Genomic DNA, 16637 nt, shown 5'->3' with positions numbered 1-16637 from the left:
CTCGAGATCGCGGCGGCGGGAATCCTTAGTGCGTCAGATAGTAGTAAAGGTCGTCGACATCGGAGACCGCGCGAAGCACATCTATGTTCGTATGGCTCACGGAGCGCATGGCCTTGCGCAGCAGGTCAGGGTCGGAATCATCAATCGCCGGTGCGGACTTAGGTTCGGGAAGCAAAGGCAGCTCTCTCCCCGCCCAAAACAACGCATTACGCTCCTCCGGATCTAAGTCTGCTCCGCTGTAGGAATCCTCCGAAGCTGACTTTGCCTGTTCCATCACGGACTGCTCGAGGCGCGCGAAGTCCAGACCGCGCAGGGCAAAAATTACGGATGGGTCTGCGTCCATGCGGGCAGCCAGGCGGTCTGCCACTGCCACGACATGTTTGCACACGTACTCCGGGTCGGGGCACGTGCAGGAGAAGCGCAGGTCGTCGGCGAATTCGGCGACGAGGATGTCGAGGGCGTCGTCGGCAAGCATGCCCTCCCTGGCCTTCGCCACGGAGTTGGGGGTGCGCGCAAACATCTCCGACAGTCGCGCGATGTCCTCATTGTTGCGGTAGGGCACCTGAATGAGCACCGCAAAAGGCTCGTTCTGCGAGCCGGCAACCTTGCCGTGCACCGCACCATTGCGCACGTCAAGGCCCACAACGTGACCGTCGGCTGCGTACTGGCGGCCGCGGCTGATGCGCCCGGAATCCGTCTGCTCATTGACAAAGTTGATCACGCGCGTGGCCGCCGGTTGCATAGTGCGCACGCGGTCGACGCGGTGAACCTCCTCCGGCGTGCTCACGCGTTTGCGGGTGCCGAAGTTGGCGTAGATGACGTTGTCGTCTTTGGGACGTGCTGGCGCCATTTAATTCTCCTCTCCCTTGTAGCTCATAAGCTCCGCCAGTTGTTCTGGGGTGAGCTCGGTGAGCCATCCTTCGCCCTCGCCCACGACGGCGCCCGCGAGCTGCGTCTTGCCGTCCAGGATGTCCTGGATGGATTCCTCCAGCGTGCCGGCGGTAATCATTTTGTAGACCTGCACATTGCGCTCCTGACCGATGCGGAAGGCACGGTCCGTGGCCTGGTTTTCCACCGCCGGATTCCACCAGCGGTCCATGTGCACGACAATCGACGCCGCCGTCAAGTTCAGGCCCGTACCGCCCGCCTTCAGGGAAAGCAGCATGACGGGCGCACCATCGGGTGCCTGGAAGTCCTCCACCATGTGGTCGCGTCGATTCTTGCTCACCCCACCGTGGAGGAAGGGAATATCGCAGCCCAACTGGTCTGAAAGATAGGGCTGGAGGATATCACCGAAGGCTTTGTACTGGGTAAAAACGAGCACGCGCTCATGGGACTCGATGGCCTGGTCGACGATGCGCATAAGCTCTTCTACCTTGCCGGAGCGGTGCCTGCCTTTGATGGTGACGGGACTGCCATCACCAAGGAAGTGTGCCGGGTGATTGCAGATCTGCTTAATGCGAGTCAGCGAGGCGAGCACAAGGCCGCGGCGCGACATGCCCTCCTTCTTTTTCAGCGCCTCGTCCACGTCATTGACCAAGGCCTTGTACAGCGCCGCCTGTTCATCGGTCATCCGCACGGTGATGATTTGCTCGGACTTCTCCGGCAGGTCATCGATGATATTCGGGTCTGTCTTGAGGCGACGGAGAATGAAAGGTGCGGTGAGCAGGCGCAGACGCTCTGCCATGACGTCGCTGCCTTCGCGTTCGATGGACTTGGCAAAGTGGTTGCGGAAGAAAGAAGCCGAGCCGAGAATTCCTGGGTTGCAATAATCCAGAATGGAGCGCATTTCCGACAGCCGGTTCTCAATGGGCGTACCGGTCAACGCCACGCGGTGACGCGACGGGATGGCGCGCACAGCTTTGGACGAACGGGTCGCGGCATTCTTAATGGCTTGAGCTTCATCGAGGACCACGCGATCCCAGTCCACCTTGCTCAAGGTCAGGAAGTCTCGGGCCACGGTGCCATAGGACGTGATGACAACGTCGGAGGCTTGGGCGGCCGCGACAAGCTCCTCGCCCTTGAGCCGTCCCGTGCCGTGCTGAACCAGGACGGTGAAGTCCGGCACGAAGCGTGCGGCTTCGCGGGCCCAGTTGCCCACGACGGAGGTGGGTGCGACGACCAGGGTGGGGTTCCATGCGGCGTCGTCAGACGCCGCCTTTTCGACGGCAAGCAGCGACAGTAGTTGAAGGGTTTTGCCCAGCCCCATGTCGTCGGCAAGCACGGCTCCAATATTGTTCTGCGACATCCAATAGAGCCAGTCAACGCCGCGGCGCTGATAATCACGCAGCTCCGCGTGAACCGTATCAGGGATGTCGACGCGGTCGGGCGCGGTGGTCTCCATCCCGCCGAGCAACGAAGCGTGCCACTCAGATCCGGTGAAGGCGATCGGGTCCTCCGCCATGGACTTGAGCGCCATCTCGCGCAGATCCGCGAGGGAGACCACGGCTTCTTCTTCGCCTTCGTTGAACTCCTTGCGGCGGCGCTCCACCTCCGCCACGAGCTCCTCCCAGCCGGGCTGACCCAACTGACGCGCCATCTCAGCAGTGGCGGCGAGCTTCTCCAACTCCTTGAGCGCGCGCCTGCGGGCGGTATCGGCGAGCTCACGCATATACTGCTGGATCTTGTTGAGGGACTGCGTATCCGCCATGACCCATTCACCACGCAGCTTAATGAGGCCCGACTTAGACTGGACCAGCTCCTCCATCTCAGAATCAGTGAGCTGTGTATCACCGACGGAGAGCTTCCAGTCATAGTTGACCAGCTTCTCCATGCCGATGTGCGCCTTTGTGGAGCCCTCGGCTGGGTCATGAGCCTCGACAGTTTCCAGCTTGGCCTTGGTCTCCATATGTGACCAGGACTTCGGCAGCATCACAGTGAAGCCCGCCTTGCGCAGCGCGGCGGCATCGTGCGTGACGAACTCCACGAGCTGCTCCGTTGAAAGGTAGACGTCCCAGTCACCGCCGTAGGGTGAGGCCTGTCCGGAGTTGTATTTCAGGCGCGGGGCAACGTCGAAGGCATGGCGACGGGCATCACGCAGCTTCTCGACGCTCCCCCGATCCAACTGCTCCTGTTTCACCGGACGCGGAGAATCCGTACCGGAGCGCACGAGCACCCGGATGGGCCAGATAGTCTCTTCCGGATCCTCATCCTCCTGCGGCTCTTCGACGAGGAAGACCAACTGAAGATCCACCGACGTGATGGAATCTTTCCACTCGTTAAGCCCGCGCAGAAGCTGAGCACGGCCCTTCTTCACAGGGGAGGTCTTCAACAGTGCCAGGGCAAAATCATGCCACGGCGCGGCGCGAGGCGCCTCGATCTGCGGCTTCAGCTGGGTATAGGCGATCCAGTGCGTAAGCTCATCGGCCAAGTCATCCGACAGCGCGCGGTTGTTTATTGTGAGAATGCCCGGCGCGGCGGCAAGCATTTCGGCCAGCCAGCTGCGCTCCCCCAAACCGGAGGCCAGCTGCCACATGGGGTACCACTCGCCTGCCTGGTACGAAAGACGGATGGTCACCCGCCCTGCACGAACGAAACGGTAGAGCCCGCGGTACGCGCGGATGAGCCACAGGAGATCCGGAGCAATGGTCAGGCGCTGCTCCGCCGTGACTGCCTGGCTGTCAGTATCGAGGTACTCCAGCTTGGCTAAGGTTTCGACTGCCTCATCTGGGGCGAACATGGCCATGGGGACCATGAGGGAAACATCCTTGCCCTTTGGTGTGCGCAGTGACACCCGCGCTCGGTTGCGGAAGGTTTTCTTCTCCAAGATTGTGTCGACGACGTCCGGGAAGGTGCCCTCAGGCACAGCGGAGGGCATGACAATCTTGTGTCCTTCGACCTGTTCGATCCACAGACTCAGGCCAGAGACGGGCAGCCAGAGGCCATGCAGCAGGTAAGAAGCCATAACGGCCAGTCTAGCAGCACACCATTTGGGGGCACTGACTGAAGAAAGTTCCCAAATCCTGCCGAAATGCCCAATCGTTATAGTCTCGTTACATTATGGCGTTACGCCAGTAAAACCGTACATTAAGCTGTGACCAGGGTTACCAAATACTGGTCAAGGTGCCAATTTCCAGTTGGGCAGGGCCCTGAGCCTCGTTAGCGTGAATGAGTCCTACTCTTAATCTCAAACTCAAGGAGAGATCAGTGCAAGACTCCACTTGGTACGTCGTTGCGATGATCATCTACCTGCTTGCCATGGCCGCCATTGGCTTCTGGAGCTACAAGCAGACGGATGAATACGACGACTACGTTCTCGCCGGCCGTGGCCTCCACCCCTTCGTGGCTGCCCTGTCCGCCGGTGCTTCCGATATGTCCGGCTGGCTGCTCATGGGCCTGCCGGGTGCTTTGTTCCTGACCGGTATGTCCGAGCTCTGGATGGCCATCGGCCTTCTCGTCGGTGCGTGGGCGAACTGGAAGTGGGTTGCGCCGCGTCTGCGCTCCTACTCCGAAATCGCCGGCAACTCCATTACCGTGCCGTCCTTCTTCGAAAACCGCCTGCACGATAAGTCCCGCATGCTGCGCATTATCGCCGCGGCTATCATCATTTTCTTCTTTACCTTCTACGTCTCCTCCGGCATGGTGGCCGGCGGCCGTTACTTTGAGTCCACCTTCGGCGGCGACTACCTCGTCGGCATGCTCATCGTGGCAGCCGTGACGGTGTTCTACACCTTCGTCGGTGGCTTCCTGGCAGTGTCCTACACCGATACTGTCCAGGGTCTGCTCATGTTCGCCTCCTTGATTATCGTGCCGATCATGGTGCTCTTCTCTCTCAACGATGCGAGCGAGATCTTCAGCTTTGCGGCCAACAACCCGTACGCCACCGATGGCGCCATTGAGAACCCGAACTACTTCTCCATGTTCTCCGGCGTCTCCGCCGCCGTCATCATCGGTAACCTCGCCTGGGGCCTCGGCTACTTCGGCCAGCCGCACATCATCGTGCGCTTCATGGCGCTGCGCAAGCCTTCCGATGCCCGCGCAGGCCGCTTCTACGGTGTCAGCTGGATGGGTATCTCCCTCATCGGCGCTATCTTCGTTGCGCTGTCCGGCACCGTCTTCTTCACCGAGACCAACCACTCTATTACCGACCAAGAGAACTACGAGACCATCTTCCTGGACATGGCCCAGGTCATGTTCCACCCACTGTTCGCTGGTCTGGTCCTGACCGCTGTTCTGGCAGCCATCATGTCCACCATGTCTTCGCAGATGCTGGTTGTCTCCACCTCCCTCATTGAGGACCTCTTCCTCATCTTTGCCAAGAAGAAGCCAAGCCAGAACGTCTTGATCAACCTGTCCCGTACTGCAGTTGTGGCCATCGCCATCATCGGTGCCCTGCTGGCCATCAACCCGTCGGACTCCATTCTGGGTCTGGTCGGCTTCGCCTGGGCCGGCTTCGGCTCCGCCTTCGGCCCGATCGTCCTTCTGTCGCTGTACTGGAAGCGATTCAACTCCACCGGCGCCATCGCCGGTATGCTCACCGGCGCCATCGTGGCCATCGGCTGGGGCATGAGCCCGCTGGGCGATACTCTCTACGAGTTGGTTCCGGGCTTCCTCTCCGCACTCCTCGTGGCTGTCGGTGTGTCCCTGGCCACGAAGGCTCCAGACGAGAAGGTCACCCAGGAATTCGAGGAGGCTTCTCGCCTGGCCAAGCTAGTCGAGAACAACAAGGACCTCGACTTCGAGGAGGCCGCGGAGCAGGTTCAGAAGTAGCCTACTTCCCTCTCCCCTTTCGTTTTCCTTCCGACTCTTTCAACGCGGCCCCCGCCGACAGCAGTTAACCGTTCTGCTGGGGCGGGGGTTTCGCCGTTTCAGGCATGGCCCTAACATGCTGGCCAAAAGGTTCTTTTACTTTGGTCCCTGTGCACTGACAAGAGACCTTTTAGACGCTATTTCTACGGTTAAATGGTTCCTTTGGTGAGCAAAGAGACCAAAGTATAGGCACCAAACTAGAGGGACCGTTTGACGCTGCAATGGAGCACTACGGGAACCCCTAGAGCCACCGCGCAGTCTAAAAGTGTATGAACCTGCGCACGGCCTATATCGGCTTCCTTTCCGTAGCCACTGTGTTCTACGCGTGTTGGCACCTTTTGCCCGGGCCCGACCTGGGCGTGGCAACCGTGTCCGCGCGTGTCGAGGTCCCCGGCTACGTGCGCGCGGACTTTGGGGGCTGGCTGCCAGGAACCCGCGACACCGTCATGAAGTCGCAGACTATTGACGGCATTCTGTATGACCCCTATGCCCGTGCCCCCGCCGGCAACCGCGTGGAGGTCGATCACGTCTTCCCGCTCTCCGCGGCGTGGGATCTCGGGGCCTCCATGTGGACGAAAGACAAGAAGCTGGCCTTTGCCAACGATCCTCTCAACCTCGTGGCCACGGCCAGCGCGCTCAACCAAACCAAGTCAGATTCGCTACCCGCGGACTGGCTTCCACCAGCAGACCGCTGCGATTATTCCCGGCGACTGGCCGCGGTGGCGCGAAAGTACGAGTTGCCCCTCCCCGCCCGCGATTATGAGACCATGCGCCACCAGTGTCAATTCGATTTCATCAGCTGGCGCCGTTAGACTTTCGCTGGAAAACCCCGTGATCAGAAAGGTACACACTTCTCCTCATGTCTAGCTTGCTAATTTTCCTCCACGTCTTCGCGGCCATTCTGCTGGTCGGTACCGTGTGCATCTCCACCTCCGCCTTCCCAGGTCAGGTTGAGAAGGCCGCTGCCGGTGATGCTTCCGCTGCTGGTGCTGCGAGCATCCTCAACAAGATCACGTCCACCTATGGCTACATCTCCGCCATCGTCCCGGTTCTGGGTCTGGCTGTCTTCCTGACCGACCTCTCTGCCTACAAGTCCGAGATTCAGTTCCACATTGCGCTTCTGCTCGCCGTCATCGCGTGGGTCATCCTGCTCGTTGTCATTATTCCGAAGCAGAATAAGGCCATGGCCGCTATCGCTACCCCGGGCACTGCGGATGCCTCCAAGCTGAAGAAGCAGCTGGCTATGTTCTCCGGCATCTTCAATCTGCTGTGGGTTGTGTGTGCCTTCCTCATGTACATCTAAATAACAACGTTGCGCACACGCGCAGATAGAGCATAGAAAAGCCTCCCGCACTTATGGGACTTGGCCCAGAGCTTCAGCTCCGAGCCGCAATCCTTGTCAGTGCAGGAGGCTTCTTTCGTGCCAGGCGTTAGTCGCGCCAGCCGCCTCGGCGTCCGCCGCGGTCACGGCCACGGCCACCGCGGTCACGGTCACGATAGCTACCGCGTCCACCGCGATCACGGCCACCGCGTCCGCCGCGACCACCACGGTCACGGTCATCATCGTAGTTGCGGCGCGGCGGGCGGCCAGTGTCCTTCTGAATCTTGATGAGCTGGCCAGAAATGCGGGTGTCCTTGAGACGATCCAGCACGGCCGGGTCCAGGTTCTTCGGCAAATCCACCAACGTGTGGCCCACCGCGATGGTGATGCGTCCGAAGTCCTTGGAGGTCAGGCCACCTTCGTTGGCCAGTGCGCCCACGATGGCGCCCGGGCGAACGCCTTGGCGCTTGCCGACGTCCAGACGGTAGGTCTCGAAGTCCCCGTCCGGGCGGCGTGGGCCACGGTCACGATCGCGGTCACGACCCCGTCCACCGCGGTCGCGGTCACGGCCACGGCCGTCACGATCAAAGCGCTCGCGATCGCGACGGTCCTTCTTGGTCACTGGGCGTTCCTTGAGCAGGAAGTCAGTACCGCCTTGGAGCTGCACGGCAATCGACGCAGCGATGTCATCCATGGCCACGTTTTCAGCAGCGGAGTACTCGCGGACCATGTCGCGGAAGAACTCAAACTGCTTGTCCTCCTGCGAGGCAGCGATGGAGGCGAAGAACTTCTCCTTGCGCTTAGCGTTGACCTCGTCGGCCGTCGGCAGGTCCATCTCCTCGAGGCGGGCGTTGGTAACGCGCTCAATGGAACGCAGCATGCGGCGCTCACGCGGAGTGACGAACAAGATGGCCTCACCACTGCGACCGGCACGGCCGGTACGGCCGATGCGGTGGACGTAGGACTCAGTGTCATTCGGAATGTCGTAGTTCACCACGTGGGTGATGCGGTCTACGTCAAGGCCGCGGGCAGCGACATCGGTGGCGACAAGGATGTCCAAGCGGCCATCCTTGAGCTGGTCAACCGTGCGCTCACGCTGCTGCTGGGCAATATCACCGTTGATGGCAGCCGCGTTGTAGCCAGCCTCCTTGAGGTTGTCCGCCACCTCTTCGGTCTCATGCTTGGTGCGGCAGAAGACGATAATGGCGTCGTAATCGATGACCTCGAGGATGCGGGTGAAAGCATCCATCTTGTGACGGTGCGGGGTCAGCAGGAAGCGCTGGGTGATGTTGTCATTCGTGCGACGCTCCGACTTGACGGTAATTTCCGCTGGGTCGTTGAGGTACTGCTTGGACAGGCGGCGAATGGAGTTCGGCATGGTGGCCGAAAACAGCGCAACCTGCTTGTCATCCGGAGTGTCCTCAAGAATGCGCTCGACATCTTCCTGGAAGCCCATGTTGAGCATCTCATCGGCCTCATCGAGGACGAGGAAGCGCAGCTGCGAGATATCCAGGGAGCCCTTCTCCAGGTGGTCGATGACGCGGCCCGGGGTACCCACGATGACCTGGGCGCCACGGCGCAGACCCGAAAGCTGGATGCCGTAGGCCTGGCCACCATAGATAGGCAGAACCTCGATCCGGCCGAGATGGTCGGCGAAGGACTGGAAGGAGTCCGCGACCTGGAGGGCCAGCTCACGCGTCGGCGCGAGGACGAGTGCTTGCGGGTGGCGGGCATCGACGTCGATCTGGGAGAGAACCGGCAGCGCGAAAGCTGCGGTCTTACCCGTACCAGTCTGGGCAAGGCCGACAACGTCGCGGCCCTCCATGAGGATCGGGATGGTTTCTGCCTGGATCGGGGATGGCTGGGTGAAGCCCACCTTGGAGACAGCGGCCTGAACGTCATCAGGCAGACCGAGGTGTGCAAAACCCTGGGAGTTGTCAGTGGCTGAAGTGTCTTCAGCGCCGGTGTCCTCAGGGTTATTCGCAGCCCCGGTGTCCTGGTTATTCACCTGCGAAGCGTCCTGCGCCTCGCCACCTTGCGAGTTTTCCTGAGATTCCGACTTATTGAATTCTTCCGGCTCGTTCACGCCGCCGGTGGCGTTATCGGTAATGCTCATTGCCCAGACCAGAGTACGGCACCTACGTACATTTAGCTATTTTGCTGCGAGGGCCGCCGTTGAGCGTGCACTTCTCCCGCACATCACGGAAGACGTTCGAAGGCTGCCGGAGCTCTTCCTCGCCAGTAGCTCAAGCTAAGGGGCTCGAGTCCTCGTTGCCCCTTCGGCCTAGACCTCGCGACCGGCCACGAAGGTCTTCCAGGTCATCGGCATTCCCGGGCGGTAGGCTAGGTGGATGGCGCTCGGAGCGTCGAGGACGTGAAGGTCCGCAGCTGCCCCCACAACCAGCGAGCCCTTTGCGGGGCGGCCCTGCACATCCTTACCGTCACCAACATCCTGGCGGCGCAATGCCGTGGCACCACCGAGGGTGCCGGCAGCAATCGCCTCGTCGAGGGTGAGGTGCTGTTGCAGTACAGCCGTGGTCACGCAGAAATTCATGGAGGAGGTGTACGACGTACCGGGGTTGAGGTTGGAGGCGATGGCGACGGTCGCGCCGGCGTCGAGAAGCGTGCGCCCCGGGGCCAAGGGTTCGCGCGTGGAGAGGTCGCAGGCGGGCAGCAAGGTGGCCACCGTGTCGGAGGCAGCGAGGGCCTCGACGTCTGAGTCGCTGAGGTAGTTCACGTGGTCAACGGACGCAGCGCCCATCTCCACAGCGAGGGCCACGCCGGGGCCTTCACCAAGCTGGTTACCGTGCACACGAACACCCAACCCGCGGGCCTTGCCGGCTTCGAGCACGCGGCGCGACTGCTCCTCATCAAACGCACCCCGCTCGCAGAAGACATCGATCCACTGGACATACTCCGCCACGCCATCGAGCATCGAGCCAACAACCTCGTCGAGGTAGCTTTCAGCCTCCGCCCCCGGCGGGACAAGGTGAGCGCCGAGGAAGGTCACGTCATCAACGTGGCGGGCGGCCACGCGCGCGGCCTCGGCCTCGGATTCGGTATTGAGGCCATAGCCGGTCTTAGTCTCCAGCGTGGTGGTTCCGCCGCGGTGCGCTGCAGCAATACGCTCCACCAACAGCTTTTCCAGGCGCTCCTCCCCTGCCGAGCGCGTCGCATCCATGGTCACGGCAATACCGCCGGCCTGGTAGGACTCACCCGCCATGCGGGCTTCGAACTCGGCGGAGCGGTCGCCATCGAAGATCATGTGGGTATGGGAATCCACCCAGCCCGGCAGAACTGCGCGCCCGCCAAGGTCGACCTTCTCGTCGGCGTCCGGCGCTTCAGACGCCGCTCCGATCCAGGCGATGGTGCCGTCGGTGTTGGCGATGAGTGCGGCGTCGGCAAGCGTGCCAGCCTCCGACACCGTACGCAGTTCAGAGATTCCAGTAAACAGGGTGGACATGATCTTCTATTCCTCTCTTGTCTAGTCGCGGGCCTTGAATTCCATCGGAATACGCACGCCGCGCTCGTCCGCTACTTCCTTGGCGCGAGTGTAACCGGAATCCACGTGGCGGATAACGCCCATGCCGGGGTCATTAGTGAGCACCGCGCGCAGCTTCGCGGCGGCCAGCTCAGTACCGTCAGCAACCGTGACCTGGCCGGCATGGATGGAGCGGCCCATGCCCACGCCTCCTCCGTGGTGGATGGAGACCCAGGTTGCCCCGGAGGACACGGCAGTCATGGCGTTGAGCAGTGGCCAGTCTGCCACAGCATCGGTGCCATCGAGCATGGCCTCGGTCTCACGGTACGGGGAGGCCACGGAGCCGGAGTCCAAGTGGTCACGGCCGATGACGATCGGGGCCTTGATTTTGCCTTCGCGGACGAGATCGTTAAAGAGCAGGCCAGCCTTGTGTCGCTCGTTGTAGCCCAGCCAGCAAATACGTGCCGGCAGGCCTTCAAATTCGACGTATTCCTCGGCGGCATCCAGCCAGTTGTGCAGGTGCTCGTTGTCCGGGAAGAGTTCCTTGAGCGCCTGGTCGGTGACCTTGATGTCCTCCGGGTCGCCGGACAGCGCAGCCCAGCGGAAGGGGCCCAGGCCCTCACAGAACAGCGGGCGGATGTAGGCCGGAACAAAGCCCGGGAATTCGAAGGCACGCTGGTAGCCGGCCTTGCGGGCCTCGTCACGGATGGAGTTGCCGTAGTCAAAGACCTCAGCGCCTTCATCCTGGAACTCCACCATGGCCTGGACCTGGGCAGCCATGGCCTCACGAGCCTTCTTGGTGAAGGTGGTCGGGTCGGCCTTAGCCTCGTTGTGCCAGTCCTCAACAGTGATTTCGGTGGGCAGGTAGCTCAGCGGGTCGTGCGCGGAGGTCTGATCCGTGACGATATCCACGGTGAATTCGCCCGCGCGCTGGCGGCGCAGGATCTCCGGGAAGATCTCAGCAGCATTGCCCACGAGGCCGACGGACAGTGGCTTCTTATTCTCCTTGGCGTCCAAGACAAGCTTGAGAGCCTCATCCAGGTCGGTCACAACCTCGTCCAGGTAGCGCTTGTGCTGGCGGCGCTTCAAACGAGTCTCATCCACGTCGACGATGAGGCAGGCACCGCCGTTGAGCGTGACCGACAGCGGCTGCGCACCGCCCATGCCACCGCACCCACCGGTCAGGGTGAAGGTTCCGGCCAGACTGCCATTGAAGCGCTTCTTAGCCACGGCCGCGAAGGTCTCGAAGGTGCCCTGCAGAATGCCCTGGGTAGCGATGTAGATCCAGGAGCCGGCCGTCATCTGGCCATACATCATGAGGCCCTCGTCCTCGAGCTTGCGGAAGTGCTCCCAGTTGGCCCAGTCACCGACCAGGTTGGAGTTAGCAATGAGCACGCGGGGTGCCCACTCGTTGGTCTTCCAGATACCCACAGGCTTGCCGGACTGCACCAGGAGGGTCTCATCGGACTCGAGGTCCTTGAGAGACTCCACGATGGCATCGAAGGCTTCCCAGCTGCGGGCGGCTCGGCCGGTGCCGCCATAGACAACGAGGTCCTCTGGGCGCTCGGCAACCTCAGGGTCAAGGTTGTTCATGAGCATGCGCAGTGGGGCTTCGGTCTGCCAAGACTTGGCGGTGAGTTCGGTTCCGCGCGGGGCGCGTACTTCGCGGGGTTGAGACATGGCTTCCTTTCACTCGTGCTTATCGACGCCCTCCCAAACCCCAGGCCGGTTTCCCGGGGCTGTCCCCGAAGTTTGGTTGGCGTCACAGAGAACAAACTACTGTGACTCACGTCTATCTTCTAGACCACATTTTGTCCACCTGTCTCACATGCCAGACTGTCGAGCGACCGGCATCATCGTGAACCTACCAAGCTCGAGCCATATGTCCAGACCTAGAAGTCCAACCACCCAGGTCGTCGCCAAGCACTGGCCACGCGCTTCTCGACGCCCACCTGCGCCGTTCGGCTTTGAGGTCTGGACACGTGGATTCGAAAACGCACAGAAAAGGCCCCCATGGACCGTGCGAAACTCAGCAGGGTCCATGGGGGCCGGGGTGGCGCTTAGCGCAGCGTACCGACGACCTCCTCTACCGCATCCACGAGCGCACCTTCCTTGACCAGGCGCACGGTTTCCTCAATCTCCGGACTCAAGTAGCGGTCTGTGCCCGGGCCCTGCACGGTCGTGCGGAGGGCGGCGATAACCGCGCCGGTACCCTTGGCCGGCTCACCCTCGCGCATATCGATGGCGCGGGCCGCGGTAAGGATTTCAATGGCGAGCACTCGCTGCAGGCCATCGACGGCCTTGCGCAGCTTGCGGGCGCCAGACCAGCCCATGGAGACATGGTCCTCCTGCATAGCGGAGGACGGAATGGAATCCGCGGAGGACGGGTTTGCCAGGCGCTTGAGCTCGGAGACGATGCCTGCCTGCGCGTACTGCGCAATCATGTGGCCGGAGTCGACGCCCGGATCATCGGCCAGGAATGCATGTAGGCCGCGGTTGCGGGCGGTATCAAGGAAGCGGTCGGTACGACGCTCCGACATGGAGGCCAAGTCAGCCACCACAATAGCCAGGAAGTCCAACGCATAAGCCACCGGAGCGCCGTGGAAGTTACCGTTGGATACCACGCGACCATCCTTAGTCACGACGGGGTTGTCCACAGCTGCGGCAAGCTCGCGTTCTGCTACCACAGCGGTGTGCGCCACGGTATCGCGGAAACCGCCGGCCACCTGCGGGGCACAGCGCACCGAGTAGGCGTCCTGAACCTGGTTCTTCTTGAATTCCTCAAGGGCAGCCTCCAGAATGGCAGACCCTTCTGCCACAGCCAGAATATTGGCAGCGGCATCCGCCTGACCTGGGTGCGGACGCAGCTGCTGAAGATCATCGGCAAAAACTACGAGGGTACCCAGCAGGCCCTCCACCGTCATCGCAGTAGCAATATCAGCCGTCTTAGCCAGCTCGCGCAAATCAGTAATGGCCAGGCAGAGCTGGCCCAACATGCCATCGGTACCGTTAATGAGCGCCAAGCCTTCCTTCTCACGCAGCTGCAGTGGCTCGATGCCCGCCGCCTTTAGCGCCTCACCCGCCGGGATGATGTCGCCGCCATCGACGCGCACCTCTCCCTCACCCAGCAGCGCCAGTGCCGCATGAGCCAGCGGCGCCAAGTCACCAGAGCAGCCTAGCGATCCATACTCACGGATGACCGGGTGAATGTTGGCGTTGAGCACCGCGGCGTAGGTCTCCGCCACCACCGGGCGCACGCCGGTGCGGCCGGTGCACAGGGTGGAGAGGCGAAGCAGCATGAGTGCGCGGATGACTTCGGTCTCCACCTCCGGGCCAGTACCTGCGGCATGGGAGCGCACAAGGGAGAGCTGCAGCTGGGCGCGCATTTCTTCCGGAATGTGGCGACGAGCGAGCGCACCGAAACCAGTGGAAATTCCGTAGACCGGCGTCGGGTCCTGGGCCAGCTCCTCCACTCGGGAACGTGTGGTGGCAATTTCATCCAGAGCATCGTGAGAGATCTCTACCTTCGCGCCATAACGCGCAACGGCCACAACTTCCTCAATGCTCAAGGCACCAATGCCCACGGTGACGGATGAGGGATAAGAAATAGACATGATAAGGCTCCTTCACGTGTCGACGCGTGGCCTCAGACCGCCCGCGTCAACGCCAGGCAGAGAAAAAGGCACGCGAAAAAATACATACTTGCTTTCACAAGTAGGGAAATAAAGTGATACGCGCAACAGCCCTACGCGTTGCGCTCATAGTACAACAGCCACCCCGGCGCGCACCCCCGGCACTCCCCTGACCCCTAACGCCGTCCATACATTCTCTCCGCCACCTGCTCTGCCGCCGCCTGCAGTTCCTGCGCTATGGATGGTGCGTCGGCAGTGCCCACCGGATACGTTACCGCAAGCGCCGCGGCTGGCCTGCCCACATGGTCAACGATTGCCACCCCTACCGAGGCTTGTCCGCGCGCCACCACCTCAACCTCTTCGGCCCACCCGCGCTCACGCACGTCACGCAGGATGGACTTGAACTGCCCAAAGCTGAGAGCTCCGGCCGAATACGCCGCACGCCATTCGGCTTCCGGAAGCAGAGCCAGCATCGCTCGCCCTGAGGCGGTGCGCTGTGCTTGGAGGCGCACCCCTCTGTCCGTCACCAAAGACAAAGCCTTCGGCGCCCGGACCTCATTAAGGTAAAGGATCTCTGACCCCGCCAGGCGAGACAGGTGCCCAGAGCCGCCTACCTTGCCAGCAATGCGTTCGAGGTGGTTGTGCGTAGCCCGTACGAGGGGTTGCTGCGTGGCATAGGCCGCGGCCATGGAGTAGGCCGCGAGGCCCAGCCCGTAGGTTTGGTTCTCTGGGAGGTGCACCACGAATCCCGCGTCCACCATCTCCTTGAGCAGGTGGTAAGTGGATGAGCGTGGCAGGTCCAGCTCGCTGCGGATACGTGCCGCTGAAATGGGCACATCGATGGTGGATAGCAGCCGGAGGATTTCCAGCGCATTGCGCGCGGCCGGAACGCGGGAGTTGCTCATAGCGCGACAGTCTAGCTAGGTCACGAGGAAAGCAATCGGAGTGGCAATGATAATGGTAAGGACCACGCGCTCGAACCAGATAACAACCAAGTGCCATAGCTTGATAGGAATCTTGGTGGCCAGAATGCACGGCACCAGTGCAGAAAAGAAGATGATGGCAGACACCGCTACCACGCCGATGACGAATTTCAGCGTCAGGCTGGAGGAATCCGCCACCATGGTGGCTGGTAGGAACATTTCCGCAATCCCCATCGCTGCAGCTTTACCCGCTAGCTCGGGTTCTGGAAGCTGCACAATCCATGCGAAGGGATAGAACACATAGCCCAACCAATCAAAGAGCGGCGTGAATTTAGCCAGCAGCAGGCCAATGAGGCCGACCGACATGATGGACGGAACAATGGCCGCGGCCATGCGCGCGCCGTCGCGCAGGTTCTCCCAGATAGCTGCCCTCAACGACGGTGCACGGTCGAGCTGCAACAAAGCTTCCCTCCATGCTGCTGAGAAGTAATTGCCCTTGACCGGCTTCTCTGGGTCCGGTGTCACGCCGGAAACATACTCGTTGGGGATGGTGCTGAGCGGCGGAATCCACACGGTGATAGCGGTAACAACGAACGTCACCACCAGGGACACAGCAAAATAGATTCCCCACATGTCCATCAAGTCCAGCTGCTTGGCCACTATGACCATAAAAGCGGCAGACACCGTGGAGAAACCCGTCGCGATGATGGAAGCCTCGCGGGCGGTATACCCGCCGCGCTGGTACACCCGGTCAGTAATGAGAATACCCAGCGAGTAGGAACCCACAAAGGAAGCCACGGCATCGATGGCGGAGCGCCCTGGCGTGCGCCAGAGCGGCCGCATGATGGGTTGCATGAACACGCCTACGAACTCCAGCAGGCCATAACCAATAAGCAGGCCCAAGAAGGCACCACCAATGGGGACGATAAGCCCTACGGGCGTGGCGATGGAGTTCCACAGGAAGGGAACGATGTCCTCATGTGCCAGCACTCCTGGCAAAGTCCCTATCACCATGAGGAAAGAAACGACCATGCCCACGACATTGAGCACGGTAAACACAGCTTGCATGGCGCCGTCCCGCCAGTTTTTGTTCACAATGCTGCGCACGGTGCCATAGACGGCCAGCGCCAAAATAATCCACGGCACCGCAGCTTCTGCGTGTGTACGGATGATGGTGACCATATGGTCAAGCGGTATGGACTTCTTCCCGTCGTAACTAATGGGGAAAAAGAAGACGAAAGCTCCGATGGCACTGTAGACAAACAGCCGCCACAGCCCCTTTTTCGTGGGCGTGGCATCTTCGGTTTCATAGAAGGCGTCAACAAGGGCGTCTTCGTTGTTCATGTTTTACCTCACGGAATGGGCGACAAAGTACACGTCTCTAGCACGGCAGGCAGCCCACCAACACACGGTGAAGGAAGACACGCCAACCATGCCCACGCAACAGCCACACGCGGGTCACAAGAATACTAACCACATTTTTCTTAAATGTCATCCAGCTCACCCCCGGGTACCTAGTGAAAGACACGTCA

11 protein-coding genes are annotated in these 16637 nt (G+C 61.2%); 3 read left to right on the top strand and 8 right to left on the bottom strand.

All coding sequences use genetic code 11. From position 1 onward, the window contains the following. Positions 1–25 precede the first annotated feature (25 nt). Together HMPREF3149_RS05830 and HMPREF3149_RS05825 are read right to left on the bottom strand one after the other, a co-directional pair. Positions 26–850, bottom strand: coding sequence for an SWIM zinc finger family protein (locus HMPREF3149_RS05830; RefSeq protein WP_070537084.1), 825 nt, complete (start codon positions 848–850; stop codon positions 26–28). Continuing rightward, positions 851–3904, bottom strand: coding sequence for a DEAD/DEAH box helicase (locus tag HMPREF3149_RS05825; protein WP_070537083.1), 3054 nt, complete (start codon positions 3902–3904; stop codon positions 851–853). A 242-nt stretch (positions 3905–4146) separates the two neighbouring features. Between HMPREF3149_RS05825 and putP the strand changes: the two genes are divergently transcribed. The 3 genes from putP (at position 4147) to HMPREF3149_RS05810 (ending at position 7051) form a co-directional block, all read left to right on the top strand. Continuing rightward, a complete protein-coding gene (gene putP, locus HMPREF3149_RS05820) occupies positions 4147–5709 on the top strand; it encodes a sodium/proline symporter PutP (RefSeq protein ID WP_070537082.1) in 1563 nt (520 codons plus the stop codon). Positions 5710–6017: 308 nt separating this feature from the next. Next, on the top strand, positions 6018–6560 hold the full coding sequence (locus tag HMPREF3149_RS05815; RefSeq protein WP_070537081.1) for an HNH endonuclease family protein: 543 nt from the start codon (positions 6018–6020) through the stop codon (positions 6558–6560). 47 nt (positions 6561–6607) lie between these two features. Further along, positions 6608–7051: a DUF2269 domain-containing protein gene (locus tag HMPREF3149_RS05810; protein WP_070537080.1), complete on the top strand. Its 444-nt coding sequence runs from the start codon at positions 6608–6610 to the stop codon at positions 7049–7051. A gap of 127 nt (positions 7052–7178) precedes the next feature. Here HMPREF3149_RS05810 and HMPREF3149_RS05805 read toward each other — a convergent pair whose 3' ends face one another. The 6 genes from HMPREF3149_RS05805 to HMPREF3149_RS05780 form a co-directional block, all read right to left on the bottom strand. Then, positions 7179–9185, bottom strand: coding sequence for a DEAD/DEAH box helicase (locus HMPREF3149_RS05805; protein WP_070537079.1), 2007 nt, complete (start codon positions 9183–9185; stop codon positions 7179–7181). 168 nt (positions 9186–9353) lie between these two features. Further along, positions 9354–10532 (bottom strand): imidazolonepropionase, encoded by a 1179-nt coding sequence (gene hutI / locus HMPREF3149_RS05800; RefSeq protein ID WP_070537078.1) that lies wholly within the window; start codon positions 10530–10532, stop codon positions 9354–9356. A gap of 21 nt (positions 10533–10553) precedes the next feature. Beyond that, on the bottom strand, positions 10554–12230 hold the full coding sequence (locus HMPREF3149_RS05795) for a urocanate hydratase (RefSeq protein WP_070537077.1): 1677 nt from the start codon (positions 12228–12230) through the stop codon (positions 10554–10556). A 380-nt stretch (positions 12231–12610) separates the two neighbouring features. Continuing rightward, positions 12611–14164: a histidine ammonia-lyase gene (gene hutH, locus HMPREF3149_RS05790; RefSeq protein ID WP_042530394.1), complete on the bottom strand. Its 1554-nt coding sequence runs from the start codon at positions 14162–14164 to the stop codon at positions 12611–12613. A gap of 194 nt (positions 14165–14358) precedes the next feature. Then, a complete protein-coding gene (locus HMPREF3149_RS05785) occupies positions 14359–15087 on the bottom strand; it encodes an IclR family transcriptional regulator (protein ID WP_070537076.1) in 729 nt (242 codons plus the stop codon). 15 nt (positions 15088–15102) lie between these two features. Continuing rightward, a complete protein-coding gene (locus tag HMPREF3149_RS05780) occupies positions 15103–16449 on the bottom strand; it encodes a YjiH family protein (protein ID WP_070537075.1) in 1347 nt (448 codons plus the stop codon). Positions 16450–16637 lie beyond the last annotated feature (188 nt).

The sequence above is a fragment of the Corynebacterium sp. HMSC05E07 genome, from assembly GCF_001807225.1.
In the GTDB taxonomy this organism is placed as follows: Bacteria; Actinomycetota; Actinomycetes; order Mycobacteriales; family Mycobacteriaceae; genus Corynebacterium; species Corynebacterium singulare.
This window is presented reverse-complemented; position numbering and strand designations above follow the sequence as displayed.

Coding starts and splice junctions, on each gene's coding strand:
- HMPREF3149_RS05805 (WP_070537079.1), bottom strand. CDS start 9,185: ATGAGCATTACCGATAACGCCACCGGCGGCGTGAACGAGCCGGAAGAA.
- HMPREF3149_RS05780 (WP_070537075.1), bottom strand. CDS start 16,449: ATGAACAACGAAGACGCCCTTGTTGACGCCTTCTATGAAACCGAAGAT.
- HMPREF3149_RS05815 (WP_070537081.1), top strand. CDS start 6,018: ATGAACCTGCGCACGGCCTATATCGGCTTCCTTTCCGTAGCCACTGTG.
- HMPREF3149_RS05810 (WP_070537080.1), top strand. CDS start 6,608: ATGTCTAGCTTGCTAATTTTCCTCCACGTCTTCGCGGCCATTCTGCTG.
- HMPREF3149_RS05785 (WP_070537076.1), bottom strand. CDS start 15,087: ATGAGCAACTCCCGCGTTCCGGCCGCGCGCAATGCGCTGGAAATCCTC.
- HMPREF3149_RS05825 (WP_070537083.1), bottom strand. CDS start 3,904: ATGGCTTCTTACCTGCTGCATGGCCTCTGGCTGCCCGTCTCTGGCCTG.
- hutI (WP_070537078.1), bottom strand. CDS start 10,532: ATGTCCACCCTGTTTACTGGAATCTCTGAACTGCGTACGGTGTCGGAG.
- HMPREF3149_RS05830 (WP_070537084.1), bottom strand. CDS start 850: ATGGCGCCAGCACGTCCCAAAGACGACAACGTCATCTACGCCAACTTC.
- hutH (WP_042530394.1), bottom strand. CDS start 14,164: ATGTCTATTTCTTATCCCTCATCCGTCACCGTGGGCATTGGTGCCTTG.
- HMPREF3149_RS05795 (WP_070537077.1), bottom strand. CDS start 12,230: ATGTCTCAACCCCGCGAAGTACGCGCCCCGCGCGGAACCGAACTCACC.